A 15,455-nucleotide genomic window follows, 5' to 3' on the forward strand; every position below is an offset into this window, starting at 1 on the left:
TTTCAACGTTTTAAGGTTTCAACTTGACAACTGAGTTTTGACCTGCATCACTACCAGAGTCATATCATCGCCGTTACGGTTGGATGAACCGATAAACTGCTGGACTCGCTCAAACAGGTAATCTAGAATTGCTTGGGGACTATTGCAATGCTGACAAGCCCACTGGAAGGCGCGACTGAGGTTTTCTTCGTCGAAGCGATCGCCATTTTGATTCGCCGCATCCGTAAACCCATCTGTGTAATAAATAATCGTGTCCCCAGGACACAGATGTACTTGGGCATCCTCGTACTGAGAATCGGCATCCAGTCCGATCAGCATTCCCCAGGTATCTAGGCGTTTGATGGTACGGGTTGATGCCTGCCACAACAGGGGAGGATTATGCGCGGCGTTACTGTAAGACAGGATGCGGGTTTGCGGGTCATACTCGGAATAAAATAGGGTGACAAACCGATGGGAATTTTCCAGATCGGCGTACATGACCCGATTTAAATGTTGCAGAATCTTGGCTGGTGTGTGCCTGTTTAGCACCTCAGTTCGCAGCATCCCCCGCGTCATGGTCATGATCAAGCCCGCTGGGACTCCTTTGCCCATGACATCGCCAATGACGACGCTCCACGGCACACAAAGCCCTTGGACGGTATCTATCTCGGAGTCGGTGTTCTTTTTTGGTCGCAGTTGGTCGTAGTTGGCGGGGATGAAGTCGTAGTAATCTCCACCGACTCGGCTAGCCGTTTGGCACTTTGCCGCTAATTCGACACCTTGGATATTAGGACATTGACGCGGTAGCAGGTGTCGTTGAATATCGGCACCAATTTCTAATTCTCGATCTAAGCGTTCTTTTTGGCGTAACTCGACGGTGAGTTCATCGTTAGCGATCGCTACTCCGGTTTGATCGGCTACTAACCGGACTAACTTCTGTCGCGTGTCTGTCCAAATGTATTTCGGATCGCGGCTGAACACATACAAACGTCCCCGTTCGGCATTCTTTACCAAAATGGGCGTGCCAAACAGTTTAATGTCTGACCCCAGGTAACGGCTCAGTTGTTCGTCTACAGATATCGGCACAGCAGCAAACTTGCCTGTGTCCTCACTTTGGGACATCGCTGCTTTTGCCAGCGAGTTACTGATCTGACGAGTTGCCAGCTGTAGGGTCTTGCGAATATCCTGACACGCTTGCCCCTCCTGGCAGTGTAGGCGCTCCAGGCGCACTTGACCGTTAGGCAGAAATCTGATCAGAATGCCGCCATCGGCATCTGTCACCCGTGTTGCCATCATTGGAATTAGCTCCAAAAACTGATTTAAGTTGTTGAAGCTACGCAGGGCAAAACCTAAAGACGAGAGCAAGTCTTGAATCTTGCGCTGTTCTTTATGCAAACGTGCCACCAGTTCTTTGAGGGCAAAAACTGGTGTTGTGTCGTTAGCGGCACCACTACTGGTGCTGTCGGTTGAGGGAGATGGCTGGCGGGGAAGAGGCACAGCAGTCATAGCGTCAGGCATTAAATATCATAGTTATTTAGTCATCAGTCATCAGTCATTAGCCATCAGTGAAAAGAAGAACAAAGGGTAATCTCATTTTTGATTTTTGATTGTAAAAACCTTACCTGTCGGCAATTTCAAAGCTTTAAATTTTGCCCCAATCCTCATCAAATAGTGTAAATCTACCTTTTGGTACAGCTTGTTTTTAAGAGAAATTCAACGCTCAAACACTTAGGGTAAAGGTAATTTGTTCTACCGTTCTAGAAAATCTTGGTTGCAGCTAGCTGTTCTGGCGCGACCTTTGAGGCAAAGGATAGTTATTGTTTGTACTTGAGCTGAGATGATAGCGCTTATTTGCTCTTGTGCCAATCACCTAAGGAGTTTATTTTAGATTTTCTAAAGATGAGGAAAATTTTTGGTTCTGGCGCTTTGTGATTGCTATTTTCAAGATAGACGCAGGGATTCGCCGTAGCTTTCGCCGTAGCAAACCTGCGCGATATCAAAGCGCCCACCATACCCTTTAAAAGGTTCTGAGGCATAGCCCAAGGGTACTATACAGCAAACATCTACCTCTGGGGGGATACTGAAAGCTTCTTTTACCTGATCTGCCATAAACCCTTCCATTGGACAGCTATCAATACCAAAGCTCTTGGCAACAATCAGAATATGCGCTACGGCTAACATGGTGTGGCGGTTTGTCCAAGTTTCCATGCTGCCAAAGGAGGGGTGATTTTCAAAGAAGGGGGGAATTTGCGATCGCATATAATTTGCGTAATCATCAGTCATGGCCCCGGCTTTGCTACCCAGTTCGATGACGGATTCGATGTTTTCTAGTTTAGCGACGCGGCGATCGCCACAACAAATCAATACTACTGGCGCTTCCCCAACTTGACGCTGATTAAAGGCGCACGCTTTCAGCTTTTCTTTATTTTCTTGCTGTTGGACAACAATAAACCGCCAAGGCTGCAAATTGTAGCCGGATGGGGCGCGTACTCCTAAACGCAAAATTTCTTCCAGAATAACTTCTGGAATCGGGTCGGGTCGGAAAGCTCTGGCTCCACGACGCTGCTCAATGGCATCTTTTAAACCTGTGGAGGGTTTCATGTCAATTGTCATTTTTTCTCCTGTTGTTTTTTGTCAATTTTAGATTAGGCGCTCCGAGAATCATTAATTGAAAATTGCTTACCCTAAACCTAGTTCGCGTTTAAGCAAGTTAATCGACTTGGTGCCGATGTAGTTTTCGCTGCAAAATAGCTGGGGTGGGCGGATAATATCTTCCCTAGCAGTTGCAACTGCCGCTTTCACTGTAGCGAAACTTGCCTGATCAGCCATAACTATTTGGGCGCTGCGGACGATGGCGTTAATTTTGTAGGCATCTTTTTCCTGCGCTGTCATTACCAGCAAATCATCTCCACGCAGGCTGTGGATAATAATTTCTACGACTCCCAGAATACCGGAGCTGAGGCTAACTACACCAAGACAGCTGTCTTTGGGGAGTTTTTGAATCAGCTGGAGTTCTTGGGCGTAGTCGTAGATATCAACGGGGATAACGCGCACTGACCGGGGGGCAGCGATCGCTTCCGCATCTCCGATAAAATAGCGACTTGTGACTACTGTACCGGAGTGGGTTTGATCCAGAGCTTGGGAAAGTTCTTCCATCGGCACCAGTTGCACTGGTATCCCTAAAGATTTTTCCAGTTCCTGAACCATCAACTCGCCAGCACCCATGTCTCGTGAAGGAACTGTCACCAGCACTCGCGCACCGGAACGCAAGCGCCAGTCAATTTCTGAGAGGAACAGTTCTCTAGCTTGGTTGAGCGAACAACCCTGGTTAAGCAACTCGTCGAGGCTTTGCTGCACCAGTTTGTAGGCTTGGGGGTATTGGGCGAGGATGGGCGATCGCAAGTTTGTCCCGCCCTCGTGACCTTGGGCGCGGACATAAATGCCCGATCCAGCTTGAGATTCCACCAGTCCGGTTTCTTCTAGCTGTCGGTATACTTTGCTGATGGTGTTGCGGTGCAACCCCGTCTGCATTGCTAGCTGTCGTGTGCTGGGCAACCGATGACCGGGAGGAAACTGCCGGGATGCGATCGCAAACTGCATTTGGTCAAACAGCTGTTTTGATGCTGGTATTTCACTGTCTGGTTGAATATGAAATTGTACCATTCCAGAGCCTCCAAAGACTCCGATAAAGAGGTTAGAGGGAGCATATCTGTAATAGCACAATTGCTACCCTTCTTATCCCTCTGGGTAGCTGTCTGAGTCAGTATAGCTCGTTGTAGCTGGGAAAAAATCTTTCTTTTGAGTCTACCAATGCCGAAGTCATCCCATCACACTTTTCTTACTTTTACCTAACTATTTATTCCAAACTACAACTATAAATTATTCATAAAAAGCTCGTGTCTTCAACAAGAGAATCTCATCTATCTCTCATAATAATTAAGAGAGTATTAAGTTTTAATCTATTTTAAATTTTTAATCAAATAATCAAGAAGATAAAGTTATTCTAAGAATATCTATAAGGTTAAAAAAAAGTTTAAAAATATTTAAAGTGCTTAAAAAGCTAAAAATAATGGGCAATGTACTGGTAGATAAGATATTAGCACCATCTGCTAGAAAAATGGCAGAATAAAGGAAGAAATTCTGATGGCAGACAGAGAGATTCGTACAGATACGGTCAAGATTCACAATGGAGATGTAGAAATTGCGGCTTACCTGGCGATGCCAGTGGAAGGGACTTTTCCCGGAGTCGTGGTGCTGCAAGAAATCTTTGGGGTAAATGTCCACATCCGGGAGGTGACAGAAAGGATAGCGAAACAGGGGTATGTAGCGATCGCGATCGCACTTTTCCAACGCCTTGCCCCGGATTTTGAAACAGGTTACACCCCCCAAGACATTGAAATCGGCAGAGAGTACGCGATGCAAACCACCGCACCGCAGCTACTAGGGGACATCCAAGCAACAATTAATTACCTCAAAACCAGGAGCAACGTGAAACCAGCCTTCGGCTGCATCGGCTTCTGCTTTGGCGGACACGTTGCCTACCTCGCCGCCACCCTACCCGATATCAAAGCCACTGCTTCCTTTTATGGTGCTGGCATTACCACTCGCACTCCCGGCGGCAGAGATCCTACCGTCACGCGGACAAAAGACATTTTTGGCACAATTTATGCCTTTTTTGGCATGGAAGATGCCAGCATCCCAGCCAAACAGGTAGACCAAATTGAAGCAGAACTAGAGAAACACAAAATTCCTCATCGCGTCTTCCGTTACGATGGAGCAGATCACGGCTTTTTCTGCGACCATCGCGCCAGTTACAATAACGCCACAGCAGCAGATGCCTGGAAGCAGGTGCAGCAGCTATTTGAGCAACAACTGAAATCGGAACAATCGAGTTAAAAAACTTTTACTCGATTGCTGATACTTTTACACTTCACACTTTATCGGTCATGAATTCCAAATCGACCCCTTCTCAAGATGCAAAACCGTCTTTTTCAATGGATGATTTTGCCAAAGCCCTCGAACAACACGACTACCAGTTTCAAAGAGGACAGGTAGTGCGCGGCAGGGTGGAAAACCACGAAAGCAATGGCGCGTATGTTGATATTGGCGGCAAGTCTCTAGCTTTTGTCCCCTTGGAAGAGGCTTCATTGAGACGGGTAACAGACTTATCTGTAGTGTTGCCGTTGCAAGAAGAAAGAGATTTTCTGATTATCCGAGAGCAAGATGCGGATGGTCAAATGACGCTTTCAGTGCGGCAGATGGAAATCAAGCAAGCGTGGGATAACCTTGCGGAAATGCTTGAAGGCGGCAAAACAGTGCAAGTACGAGTCAGTGGCGTGAATAAAGGGGGTATCACGGTAGATGTGCAGGGGTTGCGGGGATTTATTCCGCGATCGCACCTGATTGACCGTGATAATCTAGATGCCTTAATTGGGGAAAAACTGACAGCCAGCTTTTTAGAAGTTTCTCCCGACACCAACAAACTTGTACTTTCTCAACGGGAAGCTACTCGTTCTGCGAGCTTTAACCTACTAGAAGTAGGACAACTAATAGAAGGCAAAATCACTGGCATCAAGCCTTTTGGTGTGTTTGTTGATTTAGAGGGGGTAACAGGTTTACTGCACATCAAACAGGTAAGCCAAACTTTTGTAGAATCTCTTGAAAAAGTGTTTCAAGTCGGGCAGTTAATTAAGGCAATAATTATTGACCTGGATGAAGGAAAAGGTCGGGTTTCTTTGTCTACCAGAGTGTTAGAAAATCACCCCGGCGAAATGATGGAAAATATGACTGAGGTGATGGAATCAGCCGAAGCGCGTGCCGAACGTGCTAGGAAGAATCTCACGAGATAGGTCTTAGGAAGATAGGAGTGCGATCGCATTTTTGATAAAGAGTGCGATCGCATTTTTGTCCTCTTCTCTTTTGAAGGTAGGCTGGGGGGTCAGGTCACAATGCGATCGCATAATAATCCAAAGGCGTTTTCCCTGCACCCTGAAGCCAGCGTGCATCGGGCTTCCAAGCACCATTGACTTCTTCGCGGCGGCGGGTGTAAACGCTGAGTTGGTTGTCTTCAATTTTCAGCAGGTTGTACTGGAGGGGATAACCAGGCACCCACTCGCGTACAGGTGCGCCAAAGGTTTCGGCACAAATCCGGTCTAATTTTCGCCCGTTGGTATTCATGTCGTAGCGGAAGAGGCTGGTTTCGGCTTTGTGGATGTGTCCGTGCAGGAAAAAGCGGAAAACCACCGATCGCTGTACTGTCTGTGAACTTGTCAGCATTAATACAATTGCTTGAGTTAATGCTATCGAGGAATTTCAAAAGCTAGGACAGTTAGGAGCAGTTCGCGGTTCTTGTCTTCAGGATGGTGAAGTATAAATCGAAATCCGGTTTCTGATGGATAGGATAGTTCCCGTGTAAAGGTTGGATGGTTTTTCATGGCTTCTGATATCTGTTCCAAAACTGCCGAAAAATTTTTGTTCCGATTGAATATCAGCAGCGCCAGTTTAGTATCTCGCCACGTCGTATAGCCAAGCAGTTGGTCGAGGGTTTCTTTTAACTTTTTTTCTCCACCCCAAAATTTGCATTCTGCTATAAAAATATTTTTTCCCTCAACACGGATTAAAATATCTGTTTTTCCTTTTTTGTTAAAGGTTTCTCCAGTCGCTTGTCCTTTGTACTTTCCGTTAAGTTGAACTAAGAAGTGGTCTCTTAGAGCCTCTTCTTCAATTCCTCCAAAAGTTTTCGGGGTTCTCTCCATTACAGTAACCATGTTAGAAATCACAGATAGGGTTTCCTCATACTGTCGCATATCTGCATTTACCAAATGATTAGCAGTATTTTCTTGAGGCAGTGGAGAAGTTGCGATTACATAATTGTAGTATCCACAGCGTTTTTGAATTGCTTGAAGTGCTTCGGTGGCTTGGTCGAGTGTATATCCATCGTTAGCTGCAATAAAGTCTTCATCTTCTAGAGCTTGAACTAGAGCAGAAATTGCCACTTCTAAGCCAACTCTGTTCAGGGCATAAACCGCACGTCTAGGGACAGAAAAATCTTCTGCATCTTTCAGAGCCTTAATTAAGCTTGGAACTGCTGCTTCCGAGGCAAGTTTCCCAAGAGCAGAAACTGCACTATCACGAACCTGATAGTTTTCATCGTCTATAGCTTTAGTGAGATTGGGAATTACCTCCTCCGAACCAATTTCCCCTAAAGCATTTGCAGCTCTACTACGAACGCCAGGGTCTTCATCGCTTAGAGCTTGGATCAAACAAGGTATCGCTACTTTGGCTTTGATTTCACCTAGGGCATCTGCTGCTGTTCTACGAACATCACAGTCTTCGTCATCTAAAACTTTACTTAGATAGGGGATTGTGGCTTCTGCACGAATTTTACCCAGAGCATAAGCTGCTATTCTCCGAATATTAGAATCTTCATTTTTCAGGAGTTTCTTCAAACTATGAATTGCTGCCTCTGAACCAATCTTTCCTAGGGCCTCTGCTGCTCTCTTACTAAGAGCATAGTTTTTATCATCTAGGACTTTGATAAGACAGGGAACTGCGGCTTCTGCGCGAATTTTACCCAGAGCGTCTATTGCTCTCCTGCGAACCTCATGGTCTTGGTCATCTAGGGCTTTGATGAGACAGGGAACTGGGGCTTCTGCACGAATTTTACCCAGAGCGTCTATTGCTCTCTTGCGAACCTCATGGTCTTGGTCATCTAGGACTTTGATGAGACAGGGAACTGCGGCTTCTGCACGAATTTTACCCAGAGCATCTATTGCTCTCTTGCGAACCTCATGGTCTTGGCCATTTAAGACTTTAACCAGATAGGGAAATCCAGTTTTTGAGCCAATCTCGCCCAAGATATAAGCTGCTGCATCCCGAATGTTAGAATCTTCATCTTCCAGAGCTTTTATTAAACTAGGTATAGCGGCTTTTGATTCAATTTTTCTCAAAGCATAAGCAATCCAGTTGTAACTCTCACGATCCCCAATTCCTAAATTTATTACTAGACTAAGAGTTCTGGATTCTGATCCGAGATACTTCAAGGCATAAGCTGCACTTCCACGAGTATTATAATTTGGAGCTTCTAGGGCTTTAATGAGACTGAGAATTGCGGCTTCCGAGCCAATATTAACCAAAGCTTCTGCTGCCCTACTAGATACAGCAGAATGTTCATCTTCCAGAGATTTTGTAAGGCTAGGCACTGGGACTTCCGAACCAATTTTACCCAAGGAAGATGCCGCTCTATAACGAACGCCATAATTTCCATCTTTTAAAGCTTTAACTAGACTTGGAATTGCGTCTTTTGAACCGATATAACCTAGAGTAATAGCCGCCTTCTTCCGAATAGTAACGTCTTTATTTCCTATGTCTTTAATTAGCTTTGCAAGAGTCTCTTTAGAGTCAATTTTCATTAGGGCTTCAGCCGCCTTCTTCCGAACAGCAGTATCGTGATCTTCTAAGGCTTTATTTAGGCTGGAAATTGCCGTTATTGCTCCAATTTCTCCTAAGGCGGCTGCGGCGCTAGAACGAACTTCAGAATCTTCATCTTCTAAGGCTTTATTTAGACTGGAAACTGCGGCTTCCGAGCCAATTCTACCTAGAGCCTCAACCGCCTTAGCACGAATATCAGAGTTTCCATGTTCTAGAACTTTAATTAGACAGGGGATTGCCGCTTCCGAACCGATTTTACCCAGAGCATCCGCAACGCTTGAACGCACATAAGAGTCTTCATCTTCTAAGGCTTTAATTAAACTAGCTATTGCCGCTTCCGAGCCAATATTGCCCAAAGCATCAGCCGCTCTCCAACGCACATAAGAGTCTTCATCTTCTAGGGCTTTAATTAAACTAGCTGTTTCCGCTTCCGAACCAATATTCCCCAAGGCATCAACTACATTCGCTCGAATATAAGAGTATTCATGTTTTAGGGCTTTAATTAGGCTGGGAATTGCTTTCTCAGATTTCGTTAAGCACAAAAGCTGAAATTTGAGTAACTGAGGAATTTCTAACCCAGCCACTAAACCTACTGTTTGCCCCTGCCAATCTCGTTTTACCGCTCCCGCCAATCTTGCCCCCAGCCTCAAATCCACCTCTAAGGCTAACCTCACCACTCGCACTGCCTGCTCCTCATCCTCCACCAACTCCAGCATTAGTGCTAGGGGTTCTGTCCATTTCAGATAATTCAGATAGTCTCGTTTCAGTCTGTCGCCATCCTTAATCAGGTGCGGTAGCTGCTTGAACAAGCATTCTGCCGTGTAATATTCCTGAATCAGTTGGTGCCGAAACTCAATCTGATTATTTGCTCCCAGTTGAATCAGGTGATGGTTGAGTAAATCCTCCAGCCAACAGAGGACGCAATCCTCTGGATGAGCCACCTTACCTGCTAAAAATTCCGTCAGCACCGCTTCTGCTTCCTGCCTGGGAATGGCAACTTGCAACTCCGTTTTGGCTTTCCCAGAAGTCATCACCCAGGCTAACTGTTCCAATAGCCGAGGCAACCAACGGCGAGACTCCCCAGAAATTGGGATATCCTGTTTGAGTTTCTTGGTATAAATCTGAGTGAACCGACAAAACACCGAACCCAGGCTCGACGGTATTTTATTTCTGTTGTCTGCAAACACCGAACACAGCATCCATAACAGCAGAGGTGTTTCTCCCAACTCTCGCAACCGACTGCCCAACTGCCTCAACATCTGCTCTCCCTGCTGAGGCAGATAGGCGCAGACAAACTGCTGCATCTGCGCTTCACCCAGGGGTTGCATTTCCAGCTTCTTGGCAATGTCCAAGTCGCCCCCCAACCCCAAATCCCGCGTCGTGAAAATCATCGGCGTGGCAGCATTCGTCTGGCGAAAAGCCTTCAAATCCCGCCTAGCAGCTTCCGAGGGCAATTCATTGATGCCATCCACCAGCAGCAAAAATTGCTTGTCGAACAGCAGCCTTTCAATCTCGCAAGTGTTGAGAAACAATCCATGCTGTTTCAAGAAGTCCCGAATTAAGTCTAGGACGGAGGTTTGGTAGTAGCGCAATTCTACTAATACAGGGATGCGCGAATCCGCTAGGAAATTAATTTCCCGGCTGGCTTGGGCTTCTTCCAGCAATAACCGCGCCAGTGCCGTCGATTTCCCCAAACCAGGACGCCCCACCAACAACACATGATCTGCGGCATACTTCCGCAACCCTTCCAGCACCCCCAAACGCTCAGTTTTCTGCTGTGCTTCGCCGGGTTGTTCCTTGGCAGGTTGCACCGTCTCCACAATAAACTCAAGAAGTGGCGGTGATTCCACCTCAATTCGCTGGCGTCCGACTACATCCGTCAGCGTGTAGTCTTTCGACCATTGGGCGTATTTGTTGCAAAGGGCTTCTAGGTATGGCTTCCAGTCGATCATGCTGTGTGAAAATATAGCTTGGTTGAGGAGAATGCGATCGCCCCGATCCGTCTTTAATCAATTCGCTGGTTTAAACCTCTGGCAAAGATAGCGTGCTGCGTCTCTGGAAATAACCAGCAGGATATCGCCCCCGTAAAATTAGCCTCAAAGCATAGGTATAATTATGCTCAAATTGTATCAATTTTTCTCCTCTGGTAATTGTTACAAAATTCGTCTTTTATTGACACAACTAGAAATTCCCTTTGAGAGCGTAGAACTGAATATTCTCAAAGGTGAAAGTCGCACTCCAGAATTTTTAAGCAAAAATCCCAATGGGCGGATTCCAGTTTTAGAAACCCAATCAGGTCAATTTATTGCAGAATCTAACGCTATTCTGTTTTATCTGAGTGAAGGTACTAATTTTTTACCAAAAGACAATTTTGAAAGGGCAAAAGTGTTGCAATGGTTATTTTTTGAACAGTATAGCCACGAGCCTTTTATCGCTACCTCTAGATTTTGGATTTCTATTCTTGGCAAGGCAGAGGAATATCGGGATGCACTAAATCAAAAACGGGAACCTGGTTATGCAGCGTTAGATGTAATGGAAAGACATTTAACGAATCATACTTTTTTTGTAGGAGAACGTTACACTATTGCTGATATTGGATTGTTTGCTTATACTCATGTGGCTGATGAAGGCGGATTTGATTTGACAAAATTTCCGGCTATAAATGGTTGGATAGAAAGAGTTAAATCGCAACCTCGGCACATTAGTATTACGCATCTTAATTAGTAATTTCGGTAGTAAATCGCCCACAGGCTGGAAGTCTCGATGCTCCACAAACAAAGCCTACCAACCCAGTCCCAATTGAGTCCGCGCAGGCGGACTTCGTTTGTTTAGCCGCGATTTCCAATCGCCAGGTATTTTTACTGACATGCACCCTCGCGTTTTTTATCATTGGGCGACATATTTGAGCCAGAAATGAGTGTGAGGTCTGCCAACTTTGTGCCATTCTTTAAGTATGCGATCGCGTTCTCCGGCTCTTGCTAAAAATTCCAACCCAGCCGGGAAACCCAACACTTCTGCTTTCGCCAAATAATATTTACGCTGGCGGACAGCATAGCAGCCTTCCCAGCATTGCACTGCACCTTCATAATTCTTGGCGCGATAAAAGCAGGTTCCAGCACGATAAAGCATTTCTTGCGAGTCTTCTCCCAAGGCTTCTAGAACTTCGCCAAATCGTTGCCATTGGAGTCGGTGCAAGTTAGCTCCGCTGACTAAACTTCCAATTCCCTTAGCATACTCTTCTATCCCTGTTCTCCACTGGCGACTGTTGCGCGTACTCTCGTCTAACAGCTTATTCTTTATGCAGTTTTGAAGAAATTGGGTGAAGCTTTTTAGAGTATCAAGACTCGGCTGTCTTAGCATAAAAATGGCAAGTTGACGCTCCAATTCTTTACCCTTCGGGGGTTTGTCAAATTGCTGCACCAACTGTTTCCAGCACATCCCCTCTAAAAAGCACTCCCAAGCCTCATTTGCCATCCCAAGATCGAGAAAAGTTTGACCAGCTTCGGCAAATCTCTGTTCAAATTTTAGCGCCCTAGCTTCGCATATTTCTGCTTTTCTAGTTTCGCCGCGATCGCTATAACATTGTCTGGCACGTCGCATAAAATCTGGATCTTCGGAATTTATCCCCCTTGTCTCAAATTCCAGTGCAATAGAACGCCAGTCATCTTCCTCCAGATTCCGTGCGCTTTCACGAGTTCCCATGCTCACAGGTTGAACATTTTCTCGCCAAGCTGGTATTTGCGAGTGCTGTAAAAGCGCCTCTAAATTGTTTTCTATAAACCTCCAAAGTCGCTGATCTCCTACTTGAGAATCGACTATAAACAGCAGCTCTTTTGCTCTAGAAGCCGCCACGTAGAGCTTATTAAAGAAAAATTCAAATTCATACAAACGTTCTGATGGCAGCTTTTTAGCATCTTCCGGACTGCTGGCTAACTTCCAAACATCTCGGTAACATTCTTCGCCAAACTTGTAGAGAATTACTCGTTTAAATTCCAGCCCTTTAACGGCGCTGGCACTCAATACATTTTTTAGCGGTTCTGATTCCACTCCCTCTGCCAAAATCTGCGAAAGCACTTCATCATTTTGAGCATAGGAAAGCTCACCACCTTCTTCGCAAGGCACAATAATAATTGTGTCCCTTAGGTAACGTTTGAGTTCTTTTGTTGTAATATTTCGACCAATAATAAATTTTTGTGGTTCTGGAAAATGGTCTTTTTTCCATGCCGTTTGCGGTTGAAGTTGCGGAATTTTAAATAGAACCTGACGACACAACTGAATCAGGTTAATAACTTGTACCACACGAGCGCAAGAGCGATAATTAGATTTTAACTCTGGAAAATTCATTCGCAGATTTAATCTATGCGCCGGGTCGAGTGCTGTAATTACCTCGTTGTAAAAAGCTGCTTGGACGCTTTCCCAACGAAATCCTGTCGGGTTTAAAGTTTGAAAAGGATCTCCAGCAAAGGCAAAAGGTAAACACGGAGTTTGGTATCCCAAGTCATATTGGGAGAAGACAGACAGGCGCATAATTAACTGAAGCTCTAGTTTAGTGAAATCTTGAGCTTCGTCGCAGAAAATGGCAGTATATTCAGGACGGTAACACTTGAGTTCCAGAACTTTTCTGATCAAATCTTGATCGTCCCAGTAGCCTTCCTCTGTAGTTAATCTCTTATACCAACGCAACCAGATAGTTTTGTAAATTTCTTGAAACTGAGCAACTGGAATGGTGCGTTCTTGAACAGGTACTTCTTCCTGATAGTCTTCTGGGGCCATAAATCTGAGGCTATGACCTTTGATGAAGGTTCTGATGGCGTGCCAGCAAAGTTCTGGGGAATAAATCTGTGCTTGTGGTAGCTTTAAATCTCTGTAAAGCTGTCGAAAACGATGGAAGGAAATGTACTTTTGAGAATCGAAGCGATCGCGCAGCGTATTCCCAAAAGGCTGTTCCCGCTCCTCTTTTGGCAGTAAATTTAAAAGAAATGTCCCAAACTGTTGAAAGAAAGCACTCACATCAGGTAAATCGCCACCTGCCATTCTGTGTGACAAAAATCGGTGATGGAATGCGTGCAAACAGCGCACAAATTCTTTAGCAACTTCTAGTAAGCGCTTATTGTAAGTAAGAAACAGGGGATTTCCTGGCAGTTCTATTCCCCGTTCGTGGTAATATTTTCGATAACAATAATCAGCAAACAGGTACAGCAACATGGTAGATTTTCCGCTACCTGCACGTCCGTTTAGGAAAAGGGGCAACCAATTCTTCTGTGCTGCTGAAGTTGAAACAGAGTTTAGAATTGCCTCCTCTTCTGCTGAAAGAGCTAAATTTACCTCTGCTCCTTGCTGAATGGTAAGCCAACTTTGTTTATCTGTAAGTAAGTAGCTTGGGTAAGAGCGCCGCGCAAAAGGAGTTAGTTCATCCAGCGTTAACTGACTAGATAAAACATTTTTAGAACCAGAAAATAAGTTTGTTGATTTTCCTATTTGCGCTATTTCTTCTATAGCGGGTCTGCGGCTGAAAATAGCCAAGAGAAATAATACTTGTCGAGGTGGGGTATCAGCAGTTTCTATTTTGCTGAATAGCACATAAAAATCATTTTTCCCGTACAAATATATGCCTCGCCATTGAGGAAATCCTTCGGCATTAATGATATTTCCCTCAATTTCCGAGATAAGATGATAAAAATTTTCCTCGTATTCTCTAATCTCAGGATTTTTGAAACGGGCGATCCATTCCTCGCTTTCGTAGATAATTGTCCAAAAGTTTCTGTCGTTTTCCATCTCCCAGCTGGGAGGTTCCAACCAGGGAAGCAAATTCTCTGGAAGCAATGAAGGCGATCCAGAGGTAGCGATCGCACTGAGTTCCCTCTGAGAAAGCCAGTTAGTTAGTTCTTCCTCATCCAATCGAGAATCCAGATGCTTAGCGCCGTATTCCTCTGGGTTTCGCAGGAATTTTTTGTATTCCTTAGAGCCGCGTAGAAAAATGTCTAGTAAGCATAGCACTTGGTAGTCTTGTACCTGTCGGATTCTGGCAACTATGCGTAAATTGTTTTCCCCTCTGCGCTTCAAGTAAGGGTACACACGCTCAAAACGTGCCTGCGCTTCATCACTCCGCAGGGGTTCAAGTTCGACAGATAAACTATCTACTTGAGCCTGAATACCATAGCGTAGCGCCTTCTGGGTGAACAGATAGGTGCGATAAATGTACATAAACTCATCTCCGCTGTTTTTGACAAAAACAGGCTTAGCCTACTATTACTTATTGTCATTCAGCAGAGAAGCCAATGTTGTAGGGTTTTGGTTACATATAATACATTATGAGCTTTTTTGCTCCAACTTTTAGTAAAAACGCCTGACAAATAAAGTCAAGGCTTAGTTTGCGGAGCATCGAGGCTTGAGCCTGTGGGCGTATATTTCGCTTCGCCTTAGCTTGCGGCATAGCGCACCCATAGCGCACCCTAAAGCTCAATGGAACTGACGCAAGGAGCCTGGAAATAAATTTCCGGCTCAAAGCTAAAGTAAGCTAAAGCTTACTCGGTAAGCCTTTCAACCCGTTTTAACGGGTTTTAGCTTTTAGCCTGAACTTTAGTTCAAGGCTTTAGTTCAAGGCTTAAATCAACGCCATTCACCCTACAGCTACTCTACTTCTGTATCCATCAATAACCGCCACTCCCGTACCCCAAAAGGAGGAACGAGCAACTCTACCGAAAGCCCACCTTTGAGCGGTAAATTCAACCGCAAAGGGGTGTTAGAGTCCAAATCGGTCATCACTTCTAAGAGGTCATATTCTCCCACATTGGGAGGCAACAATGATTCATTTAACACATCAGCAGCCGTCCAAACTTCCCCAGTCCCAGCCGTAATTGTTAACGGCTTGGGGTGCGCCACTTCAGCAATCCCAGGAAATCCTACTAAACGTAGATGCACACAGTCCACCGCCTGACTGCCTGACACATCTTTGTAGATGCTTGGTAGATCAAGGGTGACAGGTTAATGAACGGATGCGAGAGAACCAAATCTGGTCATAGAAATCATGCTCAGCCCGTTTAGAT

10 protein-coding genes are annotated in these 15,455 nt (G+C 45.2%); 3 read left to right on the forward strand and 7 right to left on the reverse strand.

The window, feature by feature from the left end; genetic code table 11:
- Positions 1 to 18: 18 nt before the first annotated feature.
- The 3 genes from NDI42_RS17765 to NDI42_RS17775 all read right to left on the reverse strand — a co-directional run bounded on the left by NDI42_RS17765 (position 19) and on the right by NDI42_RS17775 (position 3,642).
- Entirely contained in the window at positions 19 to 1,485 is a 1,467-nt protein-coding gene (locus NDI42_RS17765; protein ID WP_190458655.1) for a PP2C family protein-serine/threonine phosphatase, read from the reverse strand.
- A 435-nt stretch (positions 1,486 to 1,920) separates the two neighbouring features.
- Positions 1,921 to 2,592 carry a nitroreductase family protein gene (locus NDI42_RS17770; protein WP_190458638.1) on the reverse strand — a complete coding sequence of 224 codons (672 nt, stop codon included), beginning with the start codon at positions 2,590 to 2,592 and terminating at the stop codon, positions 1,921 to 1,923.
- Positions 2,593 to 2,658: 66 nt separating this feature from the next.
- The gene (locus tag NDI42_RS17775) at positions 2,659 to 3,642 is read right to left on the reverse strand and encodes a GntR family transcriptional regulator (protein ID WP_190426494.1); all 984 of its coding nucleotides are present in this window, start codon (positions 3,640 to 3,642) and stop codon (positions 2,659 to 2,661) included.
- A 480-nt stretch (positions 3,643 to 4,122) separates the two neighbouring features.
- Here NDI42_RS17775 and NDI42_RS17780 point away from each other — a divergent pair, with 480 nt between their 5' ends.
- Entirely contained in the window at positions 4,123 to 4,875 is a 753-nt protein-coding gene (locus tag NDI42_RS17780; protein ID WP_190458640.1) for a dienelactone hydrolase family protein, read from the forward strand.
- Between the two features lie 50 nt (positions 4,876 to 4,925).
- Positions 4,926 to 5,828 (forward strand): S1 RNA-binding domain-containing protein, encoded by a 903-nt coding sequence (locus NDI42_RS17785; RefSeq protein ID WP_190426489.1) that lies wholly within the window; start codon positions 4,926 to 4,928, stop codon positions 5,826 to 5,828.
- 94 nt (positions 5,829 to 5,922) lie between these two features.
- On the opposite strand, the gene NDI42_RS17790 is transcribed toward NDI42_RS17785, so the two are convergent.
- Together NDI42_RS17790 and NDI42_RS17795 are read right to left on the reverse strand one after the other, a co-directional pair.
- A complete protein-coding gene (locus NDI42_RS17790) occupies positions 5,923 to 6,255 on the reverse strand; it encodes a metallophosphoesterase (protein WP_190458642.1) in 333 nt (110 codons plus the stop codon).
- A 23-nt stretch (positions 6,256 to 6,278) separates the two neighbouring features.
- Positions 6,279 to 10,361 carry a HEAT repeat domain-containing protein gene (locus NDI42_RS17795; RefSeq protein ID WP_199311360.1) on the reverse strand — a complete coding sequence of 1,361 codons (4,083 nt, stop codon included), beginning with the start codon at positions 10,359 to 10,361 and terminating at the stop codon, positions 6,279 to 6,281.
- Positions 10,362 to 10,524: 163 nt separating this feature from the next.
- Here NDI42_RS17795 and NDI42_RS17800 point away from each other — a divergent pair, with 163 nt between their 5' ends.
- On the forward strand, positions 10,525 to 11,133 hold the full coding sequence (locus tag NDI42_RS17800; RefSeq protein ID WP_190458645.1) for a glutathione S-transferase family protein: 609 nt from the start codon (positions 10,525 to 10,527) through the stop codon (positions 11,131 to 11,133).
- Positions 11,134 to 11,295: 162 nt separating this feature from the next.
- On the opposite strand, the gene NDI42_RS17805 is transcribed toward NDI42_RS17800, so the two are convergent.
- Both NDI42_RS17805 and NDI42_RS17810 read right to left on the reverse strand, forming a co-directional pair.
- The gene (locus NDI42_RS17805) at positions 11,296 to 14,613 is read right to left on the reverse strand and encodes a DEAD/DEAH box helicase (RefSeq protein ID WP_190458647.1); all 3,318 of its coding nucleotides are present in this window, start codon (positions 14,611 to 14,613) and stop codon (positions 11,296 to 11,298) included.
- A gap of 426 nt (positions 14,614 to 15,039) precedes the next feature.
- Positions 15,040 to 15,357: a DUF3122 domain-containing protein gene (locus NDI42_RS17810; RefSeq protein ID WP_313931456.1), complete on the reverse strand. Its 318-nt coding sequence runs from the start codon at positions 15,355 to 15,357 to the stop codon at positions 15,040 to 15,042.
- Positions 15,358 to 15,455 lie beyond the last annotated feature (98 nt).

Origin of the sequence: Funiculus sociatus GB2-C1 (assembly GCF_039962115.1) — a bacterium.
In the GTDB taxonomy this organism is placed as follows: domain Bacteria; phylum Cyanobacteriota; class Cyanobacteriia; order Cyanobacteriales; family FACHB-T130; genus Funiculus; species Funiculus sociatus.

Bases quoted from the DNA above. Each gene is read 5' to 3' on its own strand.
- NDI42_RS17770 (WP_190458638.1), bottom strand. From the start codon at position 2,592: ATGACAATTGACATGAAACCCTCCACAGGTTTAAAAGATGCCATTGAG.
- NDI42_RS17795 (WP_199311360.1), bottom strand. From the start codon at position 10,361: ATGATCGACTGGAAGCCATACCTAGAAGCCCTTTGCAACAAATACGCC.
- NDI42_RS17780 (WP_190458640.1), top strand. From the start codon at position 4,123: ATGGCAGACAGAGAGATTCGTACAGATACGGTCAAGATTCACAATGGA.
- NDI42_RS17790 (WP_190458642.1), bottom strand. From the start codon at position 6,255: ATGCTGACAAGTTCACAGACAGTACAGCGATCGGTGGTTTTCCGCTTT.
- NDI42_RS17805 (WP_190458647.1), bottom strand. From the start codon at position 14,613: ATGTACATTTATCGCACCTATCTGTTCACCCAGAAGGCGCTACGCTAT.
- NDI42_RS17775 (WP_190426494.1), bottom strand. From the start codon at position 3,642: ATGGTACAATTTCATATTCAACCAGACAGTGAAATACCAGCATCAAAA.
- NDI42_RS17800 (WP_190458645.1), top strand. From the start codon at position 10,525: ATGCTCAAATTGTATCAATTTTTCTCCTCTGGTAATTGTTACAAAATT.
- NDI42_RS17785 (WP_190426489.1), top strand. From the start codon at position 4,926: ATGAATTCCAAATCGACCCCTTCTCAAGATGCAAAACCGTCTTTTTCA.
- NDI42_RS17765 (WP_190458655.1), bottom strand. From the start codon at position 1,485: ATGACTGCTGTGCCTCTTCCCCGCCAGCCATCTCCCTCAACCGACAGC.